Annotated in this window: 24 protein-coding genes; 3 read left to right on the forward strand and 21 right to left on the reverse strand. The window is 63.2% G+C overall.

Annotated elements, in window-relative coordinates; genetic code table 11:
• Positions 1-44 precede the first annotated feature (44 nt).
• On the reverse strand, positions 45-587 hold the full coding sequence (locus tag VARPA_RS27850) for a hypothetical protein (RefSeq protein WP_013543932.1): 543 nt from the start codon (positions 585-587) through the stop codon (positions 45-47).
• Positions 588-693: 106 nt separating this feature from the next.
• On the opposite strand from VARPA_RS27850, the gene VARPA_RS27855 reads away from it, so the two are divergent.
• Positions 694-1,191 (forward strand): TlpA disulfide reductase family protein, encoded by a 498-nt coding sequence (locus VARPA_RS27855; protein ID WP_013543933.1) that lies wholly within the window; start codon positions 694-696, stop codon positions 1,189-1,191.
• 65 nt (positions 1,192-1,256) lie between these two features.
• Here VARPA_RS27855 and VARPA_RS27860 read toward each other — a convergent pair whose 3' ends face one another.
• On the reverse strand, positions 1,257-1,703 hold the full coding sequence (locus tag VARPA_RS27860; protein ID WP_013543934.1) for a c-type cytochrome: 447 nt from the start codon (positions 1,701-1,703) through the stop codon (positions 1,257-1,259).
• 160 nt (positions 1,704-1,863) lie between these two features.
• Between VARPA_RS27860 and VARPA_RS27865 the strand changes: the two genes are divergently transcribed.
• A complete protein-coding gene (locus VARPA_RS27865; protein ID WP_013543935.1) occupies positions 1,864-2,574 on the forward strand; it encodes a cytochrome b/b6 domain-containing protein in 711 nt (236 codons plus the stop codon).
• Positions 2,571-3,158, forward strand: coding sequence for a GNAT family N-acetyltransferase (locus VARPA_RS27870; protein ID WP_013543936.1), 588 nt, complete (start codon positions 2,571-2,573; stop codon positions 3,156-3,158). The genes VARPA_RS27865 and VARPA_RS27870 overlap by 4 nt, the downstream gene beginning before the upstream one ends.
• Positions 3,159-3,174: 16 nt before the next feature.
• Here VARPA_RS27870 and VARPA_RS27875 read toward each other — a convergent pair whose 3' ends face one another.
• The 19 genes from VARPA_RS27875 to VARPA_RS27965 form a co-directional block, all read right to left on the reverse strand.
• On the reverse strand, positions 3,175-3,681 hold the full coding sequence (locus VARPA_RS27875; protein WP_013543937.1) for a peroxiredoxin: 507 nt from the start codon (positions 3,679-3,681) through the stop codon (positions 3,175-3,177).
• 70 nt (positions 3,682-3,751) lie between these two features.
• A complete protein-coding gene (rpsQ, locus tag VARPA_RS27880; RefSeq protein ID WP_013543938.1) occupies positions 3,752-4,021 on the reverse strand; it encodes a 30S ribosomal protein S17 in 270 nt (89 codons plus the stop codon).
• Positions 4,022-4,030: 9 nt separating this feature from the next.
• A complete protein-coding gene (gene rpmC / locus VARPA_RS27885) occupies positions 4,031-4,282 on the reverse strand; it encodes a 50S ribosomal protein L29 (RefSeq protein WP_013543939.1) in 252 nt (83 codons plus the stop codon).
• 13 nt (positions 4,283-4,295) lie between these two features.
• Positions 4,296-4,712, reverse strand: a complete 417-nt coding sequence (rplP, locus tag VARPA_RS27890) for a 50S ribosomal protein L16 (protein ID WP_007838137.1) — start codon at positions 4,710-4,712, stop codon at positions 4,296-4,298.
• 28 nt (positions 4,713-4,740) lie between these two features.
• Entirely contained in the window at positions 4,741-5,655 is a 915-nt protein-coding gene (rpsC, locus tag VARPA_RS27895) for a 30S ribosomal protein S3 (RefSeq protein ID WP_013543940.1), read from the reverse strand.
• Positions 5,656-5,672: 17 nt separating this feature from the next.
• The gene (gene rplV, locus VARPA_RS27900; RefSeq protein ID WP_007838134.1) at positions 5,673-6,005 is read right to left on the reverse strand and encodes a 50S ribosomal protein L22; all 333 of its coding nucleotides are present in this window, start codon (positions 6,003-6,005) and stop codon (positions 5,673-5,675) included.
• Between the two features lie 9 nt (positions 6,006-6,014).
• Entirely contained in the window at positions 6,015-6,293 is a 279-nt protein-coding gene (gene rpsS / locus VARPA_RS27905; protein WP_007838132.1) for a 30S ribosomal protein S19, read from the reverse strand.
• 11 nt (positions 6,294-6,304) lie between these two features.
• Positions 6,305-7,129 (reverse strand): 50S ribosomal protein L2, encoded by an 825-nt coding sequence (gene rplB / locus VARPA_RS27910; RefSeq protein WP_013543941.1) that lies wholly within the window; start codon positions 7,127-7,129, stop codon positions 6,305-6,307.
• A 2-nt stretch (positions 7,130-7,131) separates the two neighbouring features.
• Complete coding sequence (gene rplW / locus VARPA_RS27915; RefSeq protein ID WP_007838129.1) at positions 7,132-7,467, reverse strand: 50S ribosomal protein L23; 336 nt, start codon at positions 7,465-7,467, stop codon at positions 7,132-7,134.
• Positions 7,464-8,084 (reverse strand): 50S ribosomal protein L4, encoded by a 621-nt coding sequence (gene rplD, locus VARPA_RS27920; protein WP_013543942.1) that lies wholly within the window; start codon positions 8,082-8,084, stop codon positions 7,464-7,466. The genes rplW and rplD overlap by 4 nt, the downstream gene beginning before the upstream one ends.
• Positions 8,084-8,764, reverse strand: a complete 681-nt coding sequence (gene rplC / locus VARPA_RS27925) for a 50S ribosomal protein L3 (RefSeq protein WP_013543943.1) — start codon at positions 8,762-8,764, stop codon at positions 8,084-8,086. The genes rplD and rplC overlap by 1 nt, the downstream gene beginning before the upstream one ends.
• A gap of 243 nt (positions 8,765-9,007) precedes the next feature.
• Entirely contained in the window at positions 9,008-9,538 is a 531-nt protein-coding gene (locus VARPA_RS27930) for a hypothetical protein (RefSeq protein WP_041943080.1), read from the reverse strand.
• Positions 9,539-9,549: 11 nt separating this feature from the next.
• The gene (locus VARPA_RS27935; RefSeq protein ID WP_013543945.1) at positions 9,550-11,136 is read right to left on the reverse strand and encodes a hypothetical protein; all 1,587 of its coding nucleotides are present in this window, start codon (positions 11,134-11,136) and stop codon (positions 9,550-9,552) included.
• Positions 11,137-11,284: 148 nt separating this feature from the next.
• Positions 11,285-11,599 carry a 30S ribosomal protein S10 gene (rpsJ, locus tag VARPA_RS27940; RefSeq protein WP_007838118.1) on the reverse strand — a complete coding sequence of 105 codons (315 nt, stop codon included), beginning with the start codon at positions 11,597-11,599 and terminating at the stop codon, positions 11,285-11,287.
• Positions 11,600-11,623: 24 nt separating this feature from the next.
• On the reverse strand, positions 11,624-12,817 hold the full coding sequence (gene tuf / locus VARPA_RS27945; RefSeq protein WP_013539103.1) for an elongation factor Tu: 1,194 nt from the start codon (positions 12,815-12,817) through the stop codon (positions 11,624-11,626).
• A 142-nt stretch (positions 12,818-12,959) separates the two neighbouring features.
• On the reverse strand, positions 12,960-15,059 hold the full coding sequence (gene fusA / locus VARPA_RS27950; protein ID WP_013543946.1) for an elongation factor G: 2,100 nt from the start codon (positions 15,057-15,059) through the stop codon (positions 12,960-12,962).
• A gap of 95 nt (positions 15,060-15,154) precedes the next feature.
• The gene (gene rpsG, locus VARPA_RS27955) at positions 15,155-15,628 is read right to left on the reverse strand and encodes a 30S ribosomal protein S7 (protein ID WP_013543947.1); all 474 of its coding nucleotides are present in this window, start codon (positions 15,626-15,628) and stop codon (positions 15,155-15,157) included.
• Positions 15,629-15,781: 153 nt separating this feature from the next.
• Positions 15,782-16,159 carry a 30S ribosomal protein S12 gene (rpsL, locus tag VARPA_RS27960; RefSeq protein ID WP_013543948.1) on the reverse strand — a complete coding sequence of 126 codons (378 nt, stop codon included), beginning with the start codon at positions 16,157-16,159 and terminating at the stop codon, positions 15,782-15,784.
• Positions 16,160-16,346: 187 nt separating this feature from the next.
• Complete coding sequence (locus tag VARPA_RS27965; protein ID WP_013543949.1) at positions 16,347-17,516, reverse strand: D-alanyl-D-alanine carboxypeptidase family protein; 1,170 nt, start codon at positions 17,514-17,516, stop codon at positions 16,347-16,349.

Raw genomic sequence — 17,516 nt, forward strand, 5'->3', positions numbered from 1 at the left:
AGACATAACGCATCAGCCCGCGAAAAAACGGACAGCGCCACCGCTCACGGAAGGCGCAGGCCCTCGAAGAAGGTCTTCGAGGCCTCGGGCGCGGATGGCTTGCCGAGCACGGTCGCCTGGTAAAGCGCCACGGTGCCGTTCTTCTGCGATTGGGCGAACCAAAGCACCTGAACGGGCGCGGCGCCCGGCCGGGCTGGTTGCGCATCGAGCCGCGCGGGTGCAGGCATCGCGGTTGCGCGCTGCAGGGCCGCCGGAGCTTCCGCCACCTTTGCCTCGCCCAACTGGCTGCGCGTGGCTGCGCGCCAGGCGTTGAGCCAGGCCTCGGCCTGCTCCGGGCTGCCGGCGGAAGCGTGGGCAATGGCGAAGGTCGCGCCGCCGGTTTCGCAGCCGGCCATGTCGACCTGCACGGACTCGGCGCCCAAGGGCAGCGCGCGGTTCGCGCGATCGGGCTTGCAGGGCAGGAGCGCGACCAGGCCGGCATCGGCGATCGGCACCTCGCGCCAGTTGAAGGTGGGACTGCAGGCGGCGATAAAGGCGGCTGTGACGGCAGTCAGCGCAAGCCAGGGGCGGGGGACGAATGACGGCATGGGGGAGCGATTATCGAACCACGCGATGCCGGATGGGCCCTCGCCAGCACGGCTGCACAGGCGGAACTAGAATCGCGCCGCCCCTCTCTTCCTCTCAGTCGCCGCCATGAAAAAATACATCGCTGCCGCCGCCGTCGCTCTTGCATTGGCCGTCGGCGTGGGCGTGTACCTCGGCTCCGGCAACACGGCAGCCCCGGCCTCCACCTTCGTGCTGCTGGACGGCAGCCAGAAGACCACAGCCGACCTGAAGGGCAAGGTCACCCTGGTCAACTTCTGGGCCACGAGCTGCGTGACCTGCGTCGGCGAGATGCCCAAGGTGATCGCGACCTACGACAAGTACAAGTCGCAGGGCTACGACACGCTGGCAGTGGCCATGAGCTACGACCCGCCGAGCTACGTCGTCAACTTCGCCGAAACCCGCAAGCTGCCGTTCAAGGTGGCGATCGACAACACCGGCAGCGTGGCGCAGGCCTGGGGCGATGTGAAGCTCACGCCGACCACTTACCTGGTCAACAAGCAGGGCGAGATCGTGAAGCGCTATGTCGGCGAGCCCGACTTCGCCGAGCTGCACAAGCTCATCGAGAAGCTGCTTGCCGAGGCCTGAAGCTTCTTCGTCCCCCCATAAAAAAGGCGCTACCCGGTAGCGCCTTTTGTTTTTTGCAACTGCTCTTACTGGTTGCGGAAGCTGTCGTGGCAAGCCTTGCAGCTCGCGCCGGTCGGACCGAACTGGGCCTTGAGCGCGTCAATGTTGCCGGCCTTGGCGGCAACGACCAGCTTGCCGGTTTCCTCGATCAGCTTCTGCTGGCGTTCCTTGAACTTGGCATCTTCCTTCCAGACTTCAGGCTTGGCCTTGCCGCCCTCGGTGCCGGCGCCGAAGCCCGCCCAGGGCAGCTTCGCCATGTCGGCCACGACTTCGGCATTGGCGGCGGCAGCCGCTGCATCGTAGGGAACCCGGCCGTTGGCCATGGCGCCCAGGCGGCCGAAATGCTGGCTCATCACGAACAGCGCGCTCTGGCGGTACTTGATGGCGTCCTCGGGCTTGGCGAACTGGGCGGCGGCGGGCAGGGACATCGCAGCGCAGACGGCTGCAAGGGCGAACGAGGCAAGTCGGGTCATCGTGGGTCCTTGTGTGGGGTGGCAACGCCGTCGAACGCAGCGCTGCGGCCGAGTGTAGGGGCAGGCCATGTCGGAGGCATAGCAACAACCCGAAGCAGCCATCTGCCCGGACTTTGCTAACCTCCGCCTTCCGCAGCCTCGCGCCACCGCGCCCCCATCGATGACCGATACCTCCGTGGCCGCCCTCCAGGCGACCGCCAGCACCGTGGCCCCCACGCGCGTCTGGGATCTGCCGACGCGTCTTTTCCACTGGGCACTGGCCGTCGCCGTGATCGGCCTGATCGGAACCGGCCTCAGCGGCATCATGGAATGGCACTTTCGGCTCGGGTACACAGTGCTTGCGCTGCTGCTGTTCCGGTTGCTCTGGGGCTTCGTGGGCGGGCGCTGGTCGCGCTTCGCGGCGTTCATCTACGCGCCAGGGTCGGTCATCAACTACCTGCGCGGGCGGGCGCATCCGGACCATCTGATCGGGCACACGCCGCTGGGCGCGCTGTCGGTGTTCGCGGTGCTGGCGATCCTGGCGTTCCAGGTCGCCACCGGGCTCATGGCCGACGACGAGATTTCGGCCTCCGGGCCGCTCACCCGCTTCGTCTCGGGTGCGGTCGTGAGCTTCGCCACCGGTTGGCACAAGGCGCAGGGCAAGTGGATCGTGATCGCGCTCGTCAGCCTGCATGTGCTGGCCGTGCTGTTCTATGTGCTGGTCAGGCGGCATCGCCTGGTGCGGCCGATGGTGTCGGGCGACAAACTCGTAGCGCGCGCCAACGGTGAGGTCGCCGGGAGCCGCGACGACGCGGCTTCGCGCGGGCTGGCGCTGGTGCTGTTCGCGCTGTGCGCTGGCGTGGCGTACTGGGTGGCGTCGCTGCGCGTATGAGCTCTTCGGTTTCGCGCCCCCTGCCGCTGGCGGACACGCCGATCGTCGTGCTCCTCACGCCCGATGAAGCCTATGAGATCGACGCCGCGCGCGCGATCTTTCGCGACTATGCCGCCTCGCTGGACATCGATCTGGACTTCCAGGATTTCGACAGCGAACTGGCTGACCTGCCGGGCGAATACGCCGAACCGCGCGGCACGCTGCTGCTGGCACTCGTGGATCCGGCGAACATCAAGGAAGAAGCCGGCCGGCAGGCCCCGATGCTGCGGCGTGCCGATGGCTCGCTCGCGCACGTGGCAGGCTGCTGCGCCCTGCGCCCGCTCGACAACGCGGACTATGCGAACGCGGCGGAAATGAAGCGGCTGTTCGTGCGCCCCGGCTTTCGGGGACTCGGCCTGGGCCGGCAGCTTGCCGAGGCGATCCTCGACGCGGCACGCGCCGCAGGCTACGGCTGCGTGCTGCTCGATACGCTCGACGACATGGAATCGGCGCGGGCACTCTACGAAGACCTGGGCTTCGAAGAAGTGCCGCCCTACTATCACAACCCCATCGCCGGGGCTCATTACCTCAAGGCCGATCTCTGATCGATCGGCCGATCAATCAGCCGCGGGCTTGCGCCAGCAGCGTGTCGGCGTCGCTGACTTCGAACTTGCCGGGTGCCTCGACGTTGAGCGTCGCGACCTTGCCGTCCTTCACGAGCATCGAGTAGCGATTGCTGCGCAGGCCCATGCCACGGCCCGTCAGGTCGAGCGTGAGACCAGTGGCCTTGGCGAAATCGGCACTGCCGTCCGCCAGCATGCGCACCTTGGCGCCGGTCTTCTGGTCGCGCGCCCAAGCGCCCATCACGAAGGCATCGTTCACGCTCACGCACCAGATCTCGTCCACGCCGGCGGCCTTGAAGTCGTCGAAGTGCTGCACGTAGCCCGGCACGTGCTTGGCCGAGCAGGTGGGCGTGAAGGCGCCCGGCAGTGCGAACAGCGCGATGGTCTTGCCGGCCGAAGCCTTGGCCACGTCCACCGCGTTCGGGCCGATGCTGCAGCCTTCGCCCTCGACTTCGGAATATTCCTGCAGGGTTGCCGAAGGAAGGGTGTCACCGACTTTGATCATTGAATGCTCCTGAAAAAGAAAAACGGCCCACATTGTGGGCCGTTTCCGGTTGAGTCGTTGAACTCGAAGATCAGACCAGCACGGCCTTCTCGACCAAGCGGGTCACAACCCAGTTCTTGGTCTTCGAGATCGGACGGCTTTCCGTGATCTCGATGGTGTCGCCGAGCTTGTATTCGCCATTTTCGTCATGGGCGTGGTACTTGCTCGTCTTGGCCACGATCTTGCCGTAGAGCTCGTGCTTCACACGGCGCTCGACCAGCACAGTCACGGTCTTGGCACGCTTGTCGCTGACCACCTTGCCGATCAAGGTGCGCTTGAGGGATTTTTTAGCTTCCGTCATGTTCACTCCTTACTTGGCGGCTTGGTTTTCTTGCTGCTTCTGCGCAAGAATGGTCTTGGCGCGCGCGATGTCGCGGCGCGTCACGCGCAGCGTCGAGGTGTTCGACAGCTGTTGCGTGGCTTTCTGCATGCGCAGACCGAAGTGGGCCTTCTGCAGGTCCTTGATTTCGGTTTCGAGGCCTGCGACGTCCTTCGTGCGAAGGGTTGCAGCCTTGGTGACCTTGGCCGGAGCCACGGTTTCTTTTTTCTTACGTGTTGCCATGGATGTTCTCCTCTCAGGCGCCGAGCTGGCGAGCGACGAACGTCGTGCGCAGCGGAAGCTTGGCGGCGGCCAGGCGGAACGCTTCGCGGGCGAGTTCTTCGGGCACGCCGACGATCTCGAACACGATCTTGCCAGGCTGGATTTCAGCGACGTAGTACTCGGGGTTGCCCTTACCGTTACCCATCCGAACTTCGGCGGGCTTGGTCGAGATTGGCTTGTCCGGGAACACGCGGATCCAGATACGGCCACCGCGCTTCACGTGACGCGAAATCGCGCGACGAGCGGCTTCGATCTGGCGCGCCGTGAGGCGGCCGCGGTCGGTGCATTTGAGACCGAAGTCACCGAACGCAACCGAGTTACCCGTGGTTGCGATGCCGGTGTTGCGGCCCTTTTGTTCCTTGCGGAACTTTCTGCGTGCAGGTTGCAGCATTTTTAATACTCCGTAGTTCTAAGACCGATCACTCGGTCTTGGCACCGTCAGCTGCTGCAGCTGGCGCGGCTTTGCGGACGCGCTTAACGGCGGGTTTCGAGTCTGCACCGGCACCGCCGGTTGCTTCGGCGGGCTTGTCGCTGCCATCGGCCGGTGCGGTGTTGCCACCGATCGGGCCGCGGGCGCCGGCACGGGGGCCGGGACCACGACGGTCCGAACCCGGACGGTCGCCACCAGGGCGGCCATCGCGGCGCGGACCACGCGGACGACGTTCTTCTTCAGGACGCGGCGTTTCGACGGCCGGCAGGTCGTTGCGACCCAGCGTGTCGCCCTTGTAGACCCAGACCTTGACGCCGATGACGCCGTAGGTGGTCTTGGCTTCCGAGGTGCCGTAGTCGATGTCGGCGCGCAGGGTGTGAAGCGGCACGCGACCTTCGCGGTACCACTCGCAACGAGCGATTTCGATGCCGTTCAGGCGGCCCGACGACATGATCTTGATGCCCAGGGCACCCAGGCGCATGGCGTTCTGCATGGCGCGCTTCATGGCACGGCGGAACATGATCCGCTTTTCGAGCTGTTGCGTGATGCTGTCGGCGATCAGCTGGGCATCGATTTCGGGCTTGCGCACTTCTTCGATGTTCACTGCCACCGGCACGCCGAGCTGCTTGCCCAGTTCGCGCTTGAGGTTCTCGATGTCTTCGCCCTTCTTGCCGATCACGACGCCCGGACGTGCCGAGTAGATCGTGATGCGTGCGTTCTTGGCGGGACGTTCGATCATGACGCGCGAGACCGAAGCGTTCTTCAGCTTCTTCTTCAGGTATTCGCGAACCTTGATGTCTTCGGCCAGCATGCCCGCGAAATCGCGGTCGCTTGCGTACCAGCGGCTGGACCAGTTACGGGTGACCGCAAGGCGGAACCCGGTTGGGTGGATTTTCTGTCCCATATTTCTTCCAGGCCTTCTTAGTTGCCGACCGTCACGTACACATGGCACGTGGGCTTGCTGATGCGATTGCCGCGACCCTTGGCCCGCGCCGTGAAGCGCTTGAGCGTTGCACCTTGCTCGACGTAGATGGTCTTGACCTTCAGCTCGTCGATGTCGGCACCGTCGTTGTGCTCGGCGTTGGCGATTGCCGACTCGAGCACCTTCTTGATGATCACAGCGGCCTTTTTCTGCGTGAACTGCAGAACGTTGAGCGCTTGATCGACCTTCTTGCCGCGGATGAGGTCCGCGACCAGACGGCCCTTGTCGACCGACAGGCGGACACCGCGGAGGACTGCACGTGTTTCAGACATGGTCGTTCCTTACTTCTTCTGGACTTTTTTGTCCGCGGGGTGCCCCTTGAACGTGCGCGTGAGCGCAAATTCGCCGAGCTTGTGGCCAACCATCTGGTCGGTGATGTACACAGGCACGTGTTGCTTGCCGTTGTGCACGGCGATGGTCAGACCGATGAACTCGGGCAGAACCATCGAACGACGCGACCAGGTCTTGATCGGCTTCTTGTCCTTGGTCGTCACGGCCTTGTCGGCCTTGGCCACCAGGTGGTGGTCGACGAAAGGACCCTTTTTGAGAGAGCGAGTCATGAGCTATCCCCTTACTTCTTGCGACGCGACACGATGAAGACCTGCGTGCGCTTGTTGTTACGGGTGCGATAGCCCTTGGTCAGGTTGCCCCATGGGTCGACAGGGTGGCGGCCTTCGCCAGTCTTGCCTTCGCCACCACCGTGCGGGTGGTCGACCGGGTTCATCACCACACCGCGAACGGTTGGGCGAATACCCATGTGACGCTTCGCGCCGGCCTTGCCGAGTTGGCGCAGGCTGTGCTCTTCGTTGGCCACTTCGCCGATGGTTGCGCGGCATTCGATGTGGATGCGGCGCACCTCACCCGAACGCATGCGGACCTGGGCGTAGACGCCTTCGCGAGCCAGCAGCGTGGCCGACGTACCGGCCGAACGCGCGATCTGCGCGCCCTTGCCGGGTTGCAGTTCGATGCAGTGGATCGTCGAGCCGACCGGGATATTGCGGATCGGCAGGGTGTTGCCAGCGCGGATCGGGGCTTCGGCGCCCGACAGCAGCGTTGCACCAGCTTCCAGACCGCGCGGGGCGATGATGTAGCGGCGCTCGCCGTCGGCGTAGCAGACCAGAGCGATGTGGGCGGTGCGGTTCGGGTCGTATTCGATGCGTTCGACCTTGGCCGGGATGCCGTCCTTGTTGCGCACGAAGTCGACAACGCGGTAGTGGTGCTTGGCACCGCCGCCACGATGACGGATCGTGATGTGGCCGTTGTTGTTACGGCCGGCCTTCTGGAACTGGGGCTCCAGCAGGGGAGCGTGAGGAGCACCCTTGAACAGGTGGTCACGCGAAATCTTCACCGCGCCGCGTTGGCCCGGCGAAGTGGGTTTCATCTTGATGACGGCCATGATTAAGCGCCTTCCCCGACGAGGTTGAGCTCTTGACCCGGCTTGAGCGTCACATAGGCCTTGCGAACGTTGTCGCGGCGGCCGATGGACTTGCCAAAGCGCTTGGTCTTGCCCTTGGTGTTGAGCACCGACACGCCCTGGACTTCGACCTTGAACATCAGTTCGACAGCGGCCTTGATCTCGGGCTTGGTGGCGTCTTGCAGCACCTTGAAAGTGACAGCGTTCGACTTTTCGCCGACCATCGTGGCCTTTTCGGACACGATCGGGGCGACCAGCACCGCCATCAGGCGGCCTTCTTCGAACGTACGTTCAGCGGCGGTAGGGTTCACGCGGCTCATGCGAACATCTCCTTGAGCTTGTCGACGGCACCCTTGGTGACCAGCACCTTCTTGTAGTGAACCAGCGACACCGGATCGGCGTAACGGGGTTCGACCACGAGGATGTTGACCAGATTGCGCGAGGCAAGGTACAGGTTTTCGTCGACTTCTTCGGCGATCACGAGCACGGACTCGAGATTCATTGCCTTGAAACGGGCTGCCAGCGGCTTCGTCTTGGGCGAATCCACGGTCAGCGAATCCACCACGGCCAGACGGCCTTCGCGAGCGAGCTGCGAGAAGATGGCGGCCATGCCGGCGCGGTACATCTTCTTGTTGATCTTCTGCGAGAAGTTTTCGTCAGGCATGTTCGGGAAAATCCGGCCACCCCCACGCCACAGCGGCGAGGACGTCATACCGGCACGGGCGCGGCCCGTTCCCTTTTGCTTGAAAGGCTTCTTGGTCGAGTGCTTGACCTGTTCGCGGTCCTTCTGGGCGCGCGTGCCTTGGCGGGCGTTGGCCTGGAACGCAACGACGATCTGGTGAACCAGGTCTTCGTTGTAGTCACGGCCGAACACGGTCTCGGGGGCGTCGTACTTCGACGCGGCCTGGCCTTGTTCGTTCAGGAGTTCGAGTTGCATTACTTCGCTCCTTCAGCCGCTTGCGGCTTGGCCTTGATGGCGGGACGCACGGTGACAAAGCCACCCTTCGAACCCGGGATCGCGCCCTTGATGAGCAGCAGTTGACGCGCTTCGTCGATGCGGAACACGTCGAGGTTTTGCGTGGTCTTGGTCACATCGCCGAGGTGGCCCGTCATGCGCTTGCCGGGGAACACGCGACCGGGGTCTTGTGCCATGCCGATCGAGCCGGGAACGTTGTGCGAACGGCTGTTACCGTGCGACGCGCGTTGCGAGCTCATGTTGTGGCGCTTGATCGTGCCTGCGAAGCCCTTGCCGATGGAAGTGCCTTGCACGTCCACCTTCTGGCCCACGGAAAACACGCTGCCCGCTGCGATCACGCCGCCAGCCTTGTGCTGACCTGCGGTTTCTGCGGTAACGCGGAATTCCTGGATGATTTCACCAGCTTCGACACCCGCCTTGGCGAGGTGGCCGGCTTCAGGCTTGGTCACGCGCGATGCTTTGCGCGAACCGAACGTCACCTGCAGGGCGACGTAGCCATCGGTCTCTTGGGACTTGATCTGGGTCACACGGTTGTTGGACACATCCACCACCGTGACAGGAACTGCGTCCCCGTCATCGGTGAAGAGACGCATCATCCCCACCTTGCGGCCCAGCAACCCGAGGGAGTTGCTCAGACTCATTTGTTTTCTCCAAAAATGGAAGCTCCCTTCGCCGCTGCCACTTCAATTGGCGACAGCGTTTGGCCGAATCCCTGAAGGTTTCCGGCCTGCGGAAGGAGGTTGATAAATCTCTGCTCGAACTACACCCCTACGGACGCACCAAGGGCAGAGCCAGCGATTATAGCCCGCGATGCGGGCACCGTGCAAGCGGTGTTGCGGGCGGGATTTTCGGGGGCAATCCGCCCCCTTTGCGCCCGTTTCTGCCTATTTGGCAGGCATCGTGATGATGTTTTCCCCGTCCGGCGTGGACTTCAGTTCGCCGGAGGACTTCAGGACCGGCGCCGCCGCACCGGTCTGGATGGGGATTGAAATGGCGCTCATGGCGCCCTTTTGCGTGATGAAGACGTTGAGGTAGGCGAGCCCTTCCTGTTCACTCACCACAGTGACAGTCGCGGTCGTGCGGCTGGCCATCGGCAGCGCCAGCGCGTCGCTGCCCGAAACCTTCAGGCCAGCGTCGGCGCTGAAGCGCACTGTCGCGCCGTCGGGGTCGGTCACGCCACCGAACTCCAACACGACGGGGGTACCGCGCCCCACTTGCGGTACAGCATCGAGCCGGAACCGCAGCGTCACGCCGGAGTCGTTCGGCTTGCGCGCCGCGGCTGTCATGGACGCCTCGCGATGTGAAGTGGACTTGGCATGGCGAGCACCCGGCACGCCGTCGGCCAGGGCCGGCATCGAAAAACCGGCCATTGCAAGACAAGCCAGGGAAATCATCGAACGTGATCGGATGCTCATGACGGCCTTCCCTACTGAATGGTGACGTTGAAGCATGTCGATGCCCCGGAATTGTTGAGATCGCTGACAGCCAGAACGTAGTCGCCCGCCCCCAGGCTGACCTTGCTGCCCGATCGGGCGATCAGGCCGCCGCGGAAGATGTCGAAGTCGGGGTTGGCCCCGATGGGACCGCCATTGACCGTGAACTGGTAGTCGCGATTGGCGGGCGCGTTGAACCGAAGGTACGCAAAGCTGCCGAGCTTGTTGCCTCGGCCGGCGACGTTGGAGACGCAGGCCTGGGTCGGCGCACCGCCCACGATTGCCGTCCGGTACATGGGCTGCACCACGTTCGGGACCATCGGCGACCCACCGTTGTTCGTCTCGGTGTCGCCATAAGGGTCATTGGCTGTGGTGCTGATGTTCTGGCTGGAGAGCAAACCAGCCAGTGCGGTCGCACTGCCGGGCGCGATCGTGTTGAACGCAGCGGTGAAGGGATGAATCGACGAGACCGGCGCGCCGCTCCTGAACAGGATGCCCGTCATCGCGTCATGGATGGGCTTGAAGCCGACCTGCTGATTCAGATTCCAGAAGATCGCTTGGATCGAGCCTTCCCGGTACCACCCCGGATTGGTCGCCGGTCCCACCGAGAGATTCACGTTGCCGCCCTTTGCCTGTTGGGCTTCCTTCGAATCCACATAGTTGTTCCGCCCGAGCGCAATGCCCGACCAGCCATTGCCCCATCCCTCGGAAAACGCGAGCCGCCTATCGACCCGATCGTCCAGCGAGTGGGACCCGCCTGGAGAGTCATCGCGGCTGAAGGCCGATTGATAGTAATGACCCCATTCATGGGCAATCACAGGTGCATCGAATTCATCGGTGTCCACATCCTCCCGGCCGAGGACGTAGATCTCGCGACCCGTGCTCCGGTTGATGAAGAAGGTGCTGCCGATGTCCCCGGCCGCCACACTCCCGCCAGCCGGCTTGTTGTTGGGACTCCAGAACACACGCAGCACCGGGAACGCCGTTGACGGCGCTACCGACAACACCTTTTGCATTGCCGTGTAGACCGTGTCGAGCACGGCAAACGGCGCAGCTACGCGCTGGCTCGCGTAGCTCGAGCCACCCCAGCCGGTGTCGGCGCGCAGATCGCGCGTCAGCGCGGTGGCGCCAGACGAAAACGCCGATGACTGCATGGAGTACAGGGCATTGCCCTGGGTGTTGTCGCGAACGCTCACGTCCCAACTCGGGAAGGAGCCGGTGCGGGTCAGTTGCGCTCGCACCCGCACGATGATCGCCGTGTTTGCCGGCACGGCCACCGAGTACGCCCCGCTGTCGTCGGTGGTGGTCACGGCGAGCTGCGCGGAAGAGGTTGCATCGAGCACCTCCAGCATTGCACCTCGCACTGGCTTGACCGAGGTCGAGGAATAGACAAGGGGCCCATTCGTATTCGGAACGGATTCATAGGTGGCCTTGCCGGTCAGGGCGACCGAATTGCCTATCGGAAGAATCGGGAATCCCCCACCGCCGCCTCCACCCCCACCCCCACCACCGCCGCAGCCCGCCAGCAGTACAGCGGCAACGCACGCCGCGCCCAACGCAAAAGAGAACTTGTGACTCATAGCTGTGCTGCCCTCGTTTCAGCCGCGGCCGATGCTTGAAAGAATTACCGGTGCGAGAGGATGCCATAGCCGCACCCTAAAAGACAAAGCCCGCCTGCATTTCTGCAGGCGGGCTTCGTCAAAACGCGACGCTGGGAGTTCTTGCTGCTTACTGCAGCTTGATCTCGACGTCCACGCCGGCCGGCAGGTCGAGCTTCATCAGCGCGTCCACGGTCTTGTCGGTCGGGTCGACGATGTCCATCAGGCGCTGGTGCGTGCGGATTTCGAGCTGGTCGCGCGACGTCTTGTTGACGTGCGGCGAACGCAGGATGTCGAAACGCTTCATGCGGGTCGGCAGGGGCACGGGGCCCTTGACGATCGCGCCGGTGCGCTTGGCGGTGTCAACGATTTCGGCAGCCGATTGGTCGATCAGCTTGTAGTCGAACGCCTTCAGGCGGATGCGGATTTTTTGCTTGGTAGCCATGGTGATGTTTCCTTTGCGTCCGGCTTAGATGTCGAGGATCTTTGCCACGACGCCCGAACCCACGGTACGGCCGCCTTCACGGATGGCGAAGCGCAGGCCTTCTTCCATCGCGATCGGGTTGATCAGCTTGACGGTGATGCTGACGTTGTCGCCAGGCATGACCATTTCCTTGTCCTTGGGCAACTCGATCGCGCCGGTCACGTCCGTCGTGCGGAAGTAGAACTGGGGACGGTAGTTGTTGAAGAACGGCGTGTGACGGCCACCTTCGTCCTTGGACAGCACATACACCTCGGCGGTGAAGTGCACGTGCGGCTTGATCGAGCCGGGCTTGCACAGCACTTGGCCGCGCTCGACTTCTTCGCGCTTGGTGCCGCGCAGCAGCACGCCGACGTTGTCGCCAGCCTGGCCTTGGTCCAGCAGCTTGCGGAACATTTCCACGCCGGTGCAGGTGGTCTTGACGGTCGGGCGGATGCCGACGATCTCGATTTCTTCACCGACCTTGATCACGCCGCGCTCGACGGCGCCGGTCACCACGGTGCCGCGACCCGAGATCGAGAACACGTCTTCCACAGGCATCAGGAACGTGCCGTCCACGGCGCGCTCAGGCGTCGGGATGTACGTGTCCAGCGCTTCAGCCAGCTTCATGATGGCTTCTTCGCCCAGCTTGCCCTTGTCGCCTTCCAGGGCGAGCTTGGCCGAGCCGTGGATGATGGGGGTGTCGTCGCCAGGGAATTCGTACTTGTCCAGCAGCTCGCGCACTTCCATTTCGACCAGCTCGAGCAGCTCGGCGTCGTCGACCATGTCGCACTTGTTCAGGAAAACGATGATGTAGCCCACGCCCACCTGGCGAGCCAGCAGGATGTGCTCGCGGGTCTGGGGCATCGGGCCGTCAGCGGCCGAGCACACCAGGATGGCGCCGTCCATTTGAGCGGCGCCGGTGATCATGTTCTTCACATAGTCGGCGTGGCCGGGGCAGTCGACGTGTGCGTAGTGGCGGTTGGCCGTTTCGTACTCGACGTGCGCGGTGTTGATCGTGATGCCGCGAGCCTTTTCTTCGGGCGCTGCGTCGATCTGGTCGTAAGCCTTGGCTTCGCCGCCGAACTTGGCCGACAGAACGGTTGCAATCGCAGCCGTCAGCGTCGTCTTGCCGTGGTCAACGTGACCGATCGTGCCCACGTTCACGTGCGGCTTGGTGCGGGTGAATTTACCTTTTGCCATTTTTCAATCCTTGAAAGAGCATTCCCGTGTATTGGTTTTATGTCTGCACCCGATTGCTGGTTCGCCTCGCACGGGAACGTGGCGGCACCGGATCGCAGACAACGAAGGCCACGCACTGCGTGGCCTTGCATTCTTCAAAAACTTACTTGGCGCGAGCAGCCACGATGGCTTCGGCAACGTTACGGGGAGCTTCAGCGTAGTGCTTGAACTCCATCGTGTACGTGGCACGGCCTTGCGACATCGAGCGCAGCGTGGTCGAGTAGCCGAACATTTCCGACAGCGGCACTTCGGCCTTGATGGACTTGCCGCCACCGATCATGTCGTCCATGCCCTGCACCATGCCACGACGTGAGGACAGGTCGCCCATCACGTTGCCGGCGTAGTCTTCAGGCGTTTCGACCTCCACGGCCATCATCGGCTCCAGGATCACGGGGCTGGCCTTGCGGGCGCCTTCCTTGAAACCGAAGATCGCGGCCATCTTGAACGCCATTTCGTTCGAGTCCACGTCGTGGTAGGAGCCGAAGTGCAGGGTGACCTTGACGTCCACGACGGGGTAGCCCGCCAGCACGCCTTGCGTCAGCGCTTCCACAACGCCCTTTTCCACTGCGGGGATGTATTCGCGAGGAACCACACCGCCCTTGATGGCGTCGACGAACTCGAAGCCCTTGCCCGCTTCCTGCGGCTCGAGCTTCAGAATGACGTGACCGTACTGGCCCTTGCCGCCCGACTGGCGAACGAACTTGCCTTCGGCATCTTCGACGGTCTTGCGGATCGTTTCGCGGTAGGCAACCTGGGGCTTGCCCACGTTGGCTTCCACGCCGAATTCGCGCTTCATGCGGTCCACGATGATTTCAAGGTGGAGCTCGCCCATGCCGGCGATGATGGTCTGGCCCGATTCTTCGTCGGTCTTGACGCGGAACGACGGATCTTCCTGAGCGAGACGCTGCAGGGCGATGCCCATCTTTTCCTGGTCGGCCTTGGTCTTGGGCTCAACGGCCTGCGAGATCACCGATTCCGGGAACACCATGCGCTCGAGCGTCACGACGGCTGCCGGGTCGCACAGGGTTTCGCCCGTGGTGACTTCCTTCAGGCCCACGCAGGCAGCGATGTCGCCGGCGCGGATTTCGTTGACTTCTTCGCGGTTGTTCGCGTGCATTTGCACGATACGGCCGATACGTTCCTTCTTGCCGCGCACCGGGTTGTAGACGCTGTCGCCCTTGGTCAGCACGCCTGAGTAGACGCGCACGAAGGTCAACTGACCCACGAACGGGTCGGTCATCAGCTTGAATGCCAGAGCCGAGAACTTCTCGCCGTCATCAGCCTTGCGGGTGACGGGTGCTTCGTCTTCATCGGTGCCGTTGACCGGGGGAATGTCGGTCGGTGCGGGCATGTATTCGACGACGGCGTCGAGCATGGCCTGCACGCCCTTGTTCTTGAAGGCCGAGCCGCACAGCATCGGCTGGATTTCGCCGGCGATGGTGCGCTGGCGGATGGCAGCCTTGATTTCTTCCTCGGAGAGCTCGCCGCCTTCGAGGTACTTGTTCATCAGTTCTTCGCTGGCTTCAGCAGCGGCTTCGACCAGCTTTTCGCGGTATTCGGCGCAAACGTCGGCCAGGTTCGCGGGGATTTCACCGTAGGTGAAGGTCACGCCCTTGTCTTCGTCCCAGATGATCGCCTTCATCTTCACGAGATCGACGATGCCCTGGAAGTGCTCTTCGGCACCGATCGGAATCTGGATCACGACGGGGTTGGCCTTCAGGCGGTCCACCATCATCTGGCGCACGCGCAGGAAGTCGGCGCCGGTGCGGTCCATCTTGTTGACGAACGCGAGACGCGGCACCTTGTACTTGTTGGCCTGGCGCCAGACGGTTTCGGACTGGGGCTGCACGCCGCCGACCGCGTCGTACACCATGACGGCGCCGTCCAGCACGCGCATCGAGCGCTCGACTTCAATGGTGAAGTCCACGTGGCCGGGGGTGTCGATGATGTTGATGCGGTGTTCTTCGAACTTGCCAGCCATGCCCTTCCAGAAGCAGGTGGTGGCAGCCGAGGTGATCGTGATGCCACGCTCTTGCTCTTGCTCCATCCAGTCCATCGTGGCGGCGCCATCGTGCACTTCACCGATCTTGTGGTTCACACCGGTGTAGAACAGGATGCGCTCGGTCGTCGTGGTCTTGCCGGCGTCGATGTGCGCGGAGATGCCGATGTTGCGGTAGCGCTCGATGGGGGTCTTGCGGGACATGATTTACTTTCGGTTAAATGCGTTGAGCGCTGGGCCTTGAGCACGGGCGACGTCGCCCGACACTCAATACCCAACGCCCAAGCGAAGTTTGATTTTTAGAAGCGGAAGTGGCTGAAAGCGCGGTTGGCTTCTGCCATGCGGTGCACTTCGTCGCGCTTCTTCATGGCGCCGCCACGGCCTTCCGTGGCTTCCATGAGTTCGTTGGCCAGACGCAGGGCCATCGACTTTTCGCCGCGCTTGCGAGCGGCTTCCTTGATCCAGCGCATCGACAGGGCGAGGCGACGGACAGGGCGGACTTCGACCGGCACCTGGTAGTTCGCGCCACCGACGCGGCGCGACTTCACTTCGACCATCGGCTTCACGTTGTTGATGGCAACGGTGAAAGCTTCGAGCGGGTCCTTGTCAGGGTTCTTCTTTTCGATGAAGTCGAGCGCGCCATAAATGATGCGCTCGGCGATCGCCTTCTTGCCGCCTTCCATGATCACGTTCATGAATTTCGACAGCTCGACATTGCCGTACTTGGGATCCGGCAGGATTTCACGTTTGGGGACTTCGCGACGACGTGGCATTTTTCTAACCTCTTTGCTTCAGTTGGCACCGTTTCCAGCACCGCGAGAGCCAGTCAGGACTCTCACTTACTCGACCCGGGATTGGGTCACTTCGCTCGATGTGCCCGCCAAGGCAACCGAACACCGTTTGTTTTTTGACGACAGGAAGAAGGCTTAAGCCTTCTTGGGACGCTTCGCGCCGTACTTGGAGCGCGACTGCTTGCGGTCTTTCACGCCTTGCAAGTCGAGCGAACCGCGCACGATGTGGTAGCGAACACCGGGCAAGTCCTTGACACGACCGCCGCGAACCAGCACGACGCTGTGTTCCTGCAGGTTGTGGCCTTCGCCGCCGATGTAGGAGATGACTTCGAAGCCATTGGTCAGACGGACCTTGGCAACCTTACGAAGCGCCGAGTTGGGCTTCTTAGGCGTCGTGGTGTAGACGCGGGTGCAGACACCGCGACGTTGCGGCGAGTTCTGCATGGCAGGGCTCTTCGAATTGATCTTTTCGACCGTTCGACCCTGACGCACCAGTTGATTGATGGTTGGCATGAATGAATTAGTCCCAAAACAACCCGGCCCTGGTGGTGAAACCGCCCCTGGTCGTGACTCAGAGAAGCCGGGAATAACGAAAACGTGAAACCCTTCGGAAAATTCCGAAAAGCCCACGAGTATAGCAGGCGGGCTTGAAACGGCAAGGTCAGCCGCAGCCGACGCCCGCCTTGCCTCGCCCGCCCTCTTACTTGATCCAGAGGCGGACGGCGTCCCAGGCGCGGCCGAAGATGCCCGCCTGCTCGACCGCTTCCAGGGCCACCAGCGGCACATCGGCCACCGGCTGGTCGTCCAGCGTCACCTTGAGGGAGCCCACGGCCTGGTACTTGGTGAACGGCGCCACCAGCGGGTCGGGACGCGCCACTTGGGTCTTGATCTTGCTGGCGGAGCCGGCGGGGACCGCGACGACGATGGCTTCCGGGCGACCCAGCTTCAGCACGTTTTCCTTGCCCTTCCAGACCGCGGGCGTGGCGGCCGGCTGGCCGGCGTCGAACAGGCGGACGGCGTCGTAGGCCGTGTAGCCCCAGTTCAGCAGCTTCTGCGATTCATTGGCGCGCACGGTCTCGCTCGAGGCACCCAGCACGATCGACAACAGGCGGCGCCCGCCGGTCAGGTTCGGGAAATCGCGCTTGGCGGTGGCGATCATGCAGTAGCCGGCAGCTTCGGTATGGCCGGTCTTCAGGCCGTCGACGGTCGGATCGCGGAACAGCAGCAGGTTGCGGTTCGTGTCGTTGGTCGACGGCGTGCCCGGGTAGCGGTACTTCTTGATGGCGTAGTACTTGGCTTCTTCGGGAAAGTCGCGCACCAGCCGGGTCGCCAGGATGCTCAGGTCGCGGGCCGTGGTGGTGTGGCCGGGCGCGGTGAGGCCTTCGGGATTCTTGTAGCTGGTGTTCTTCATGCCCAGCGCCTTGGCCTGGGCATTCATGAGCTCGACGAAATGCTCGACCGTCCCGCCCACACCTTCGGCCAACGCCACCGTGGCGTCGTTGCCCGATTGCACGATCAGGCCCTTGATCAGGTCTTCGACCGGCACCTGCATCTTCGGATCGATGAACATGCGGGAGCCGGGCATCTTCCAGGCGCGCGGGCTGACCGGGAAGGTCTGGGTCAGCGTGATCTTCTTGGCGCGCAGCGCGTCGAACACGATGTAGGCCGACATCAACTTGGTGAGCGAAGCGGGCTCCACCGGGCTGTCGATGTCCTTCTGCGCGAGGATTTGGTTGGCGGTCACGTCCAGCAGCAGGTAGCTGCGCGCGGCGACTTCGGGCGGCGCCGGCACCTGTGCGGCAGCAATCACGCCGACCGAGGCAGCGGCGGTCAGCACCAGTGCGCGGAGCGCGTTGAAAAAACGATTCAT

Source organism: Variovorax paradoxus EPS (assembly GCF_000184745.1).
GTDB lineage: Bacteria > Pseudomonadota > Gammaproteobacteria > Burkholderiales > Burkholderiaceae_C > Variovorax > Variovorax paradoxus_C.

Bases quoted from the DNA above. Each gene is read 5' to 3' on its own strand.
- VARPA_RS27850 (WP_013543932.1), bottom strand. From the start codon at position 587: ATGCCGTCATTCGTCCCCCGCCCCTGGCTTGCGCTGACTGCCGTCACA.
- VARPA_RS27855 (WP_013543933.1), top strand. From the start codon at position 694: ATGAAAAAATACATCGCTGCCGCCGCCGTCGCTCTTGCATTGGCCGTC.
- VARPA_RS27860 (WP_013543934.1), bottom strand. From the start codon at position 1,703: ATGACCCGACTTGCCTCGTTCGCCCTTGCAGCCGTCTGCGCTGCGATG.
- VARPA_RS27865 (WP_013543935.1), top strand. From the start codon at position 1,864: ATGACCGATACCTCCGTGGCCGCCCTCCAGGCGACCGCCAGCACCGTG.
- VARPA_RS27870 (WP_013543936.1), top strand. From the start codon at position 2,571: ATGAGCTCTTCGGTTTCGCGCCCCCTGCCGCTGGCGGACACGCCGATC.
- VARPA_RS27875 (WP_013543937.1), bottom strand. From the start codon at position 3,681: ATGATCAAAGTCGGTGACACCCTTCCTTCGGCAACCCTGCAGGAATAT.
- rpsQ (WP_013543938.1), bottom strand. From the start codon at position 4,021: ATGACGGAAGCTAAAAAATCCCTCAAGCGCACCTTGATCGGCAAGGTG.
- rpmC (WP_013543939.1), bottom strand. From the start codon at position 4,282: ATGGCAACACGTAAGAAAAAAGAAACCGTGGCTCCGGCCAAGGTCACC.
- rplP (WP_007838137.1), bottom strand. From the start codon at position 4,712: ATGCTGCAACCTGCACGCAGAAAGTTCCGCAAGGAACAAAAGGGCCGC.
- rpsC (WP_013543940.1), bottom strand. From the start codon at position 5,655: ATGGGACAGAAAATCCACCCAACCGGGTTCCGCCTTGCGGTCACCCGT.
- rplV (WP_007838134.1), bottom strand. From the start codon at position 6,005: ATGTCTGAAACACGTGCAGTCCTCCGCGGTGTCCGCCTGTCGGTCGAC.
- rpsS (WP_007838132.1), bottom strand. From the start codon at position 6,293: ATGACTCGCTCTCTCAAAAAGGGTCCTTTCGTCGACCACCACCTGGTG.
- rplB (WP_013543941.1), bottom strand. From the start codon at position 7,129: ATGGCCGTCATCAAGATGAAACCCACTTCGCCGGGCCAACGCGGCGCG.
- rplW (WP_007838129.1), bottom strand. From the start codon at position 7,467: ATGAGCCGCGTGAACCCTACCGCCGCTGAACGTACGTTCGAAGAAGGC.
- rplD (WP_013543942.1), bottom strand. From the start codon at position 8,084: ATGCAACTCGAACTCCTGAACGAACAAGGCCAGGCCGCGTCGAAGTAC.
- rplC (WP_013543943.1), bottom strand. From the start codon at position 8,764: ATGAGTCTGAGCAACTCCCTCGGGTTGCTGGGCCGCAAGGTGGGGATG.
- VARPA_RS27930 (WP_041943080.1), bottom strand. From the start codon at position 9,538: ATGAGCATCCGATCACGTTCGATGATTTCCCTGGCTTGTCTTGCAATG.
- VARPA_RS27935 (WP_013543945.1), bottom strand. From the start codon at position 11,136: ATGAGTCACAAGTTCTCTTTTGCGTTGGGCGCGGCGTGCGTTGCCGCT.
- rpsJ (WP_007838118.1), bottom strand. From the start codon at position 11,599: ATGGCTACCAAGCAAAAAATCCGCATCCGCCTGAAGGCGTTCGACTAC.
- tuf (WP_013539103.1), bottom strand. From the start codon at position 12,817: ATGGCAAAAGGTAAATTCACCCGCACCAAGCCGCACGTGAACGTGGGC.
- fusA (WP_013543946.1), bottom strand. From the start codon at position 15,059: ATGTCCCGCAAGACCCCCATCGAGCGCTACCGCAACATCGGCATCTCC.
- rpsG (WP_013543947.1), bottom strand. From the start codon at position 15,628: ATGCCACGTCGTCGCGAAGTCCCCAAACGTGAAATCCTGCCGGATCCC.
- rpsL (WP_013543948.1), bottom strand. From the start codon at position 16,159: ATGCCAACCATCAATCAACTGGTGCGTCAGGGTCGAACGGTCGAAAAG.
- VARPA_RS27965 (WP_013543949.1), bottom strand. From the start codon at position 17,516: ATGAATCGTTTTTTCAACGCGCTCCGCGCACTGGTGCTGACCGCCGCT.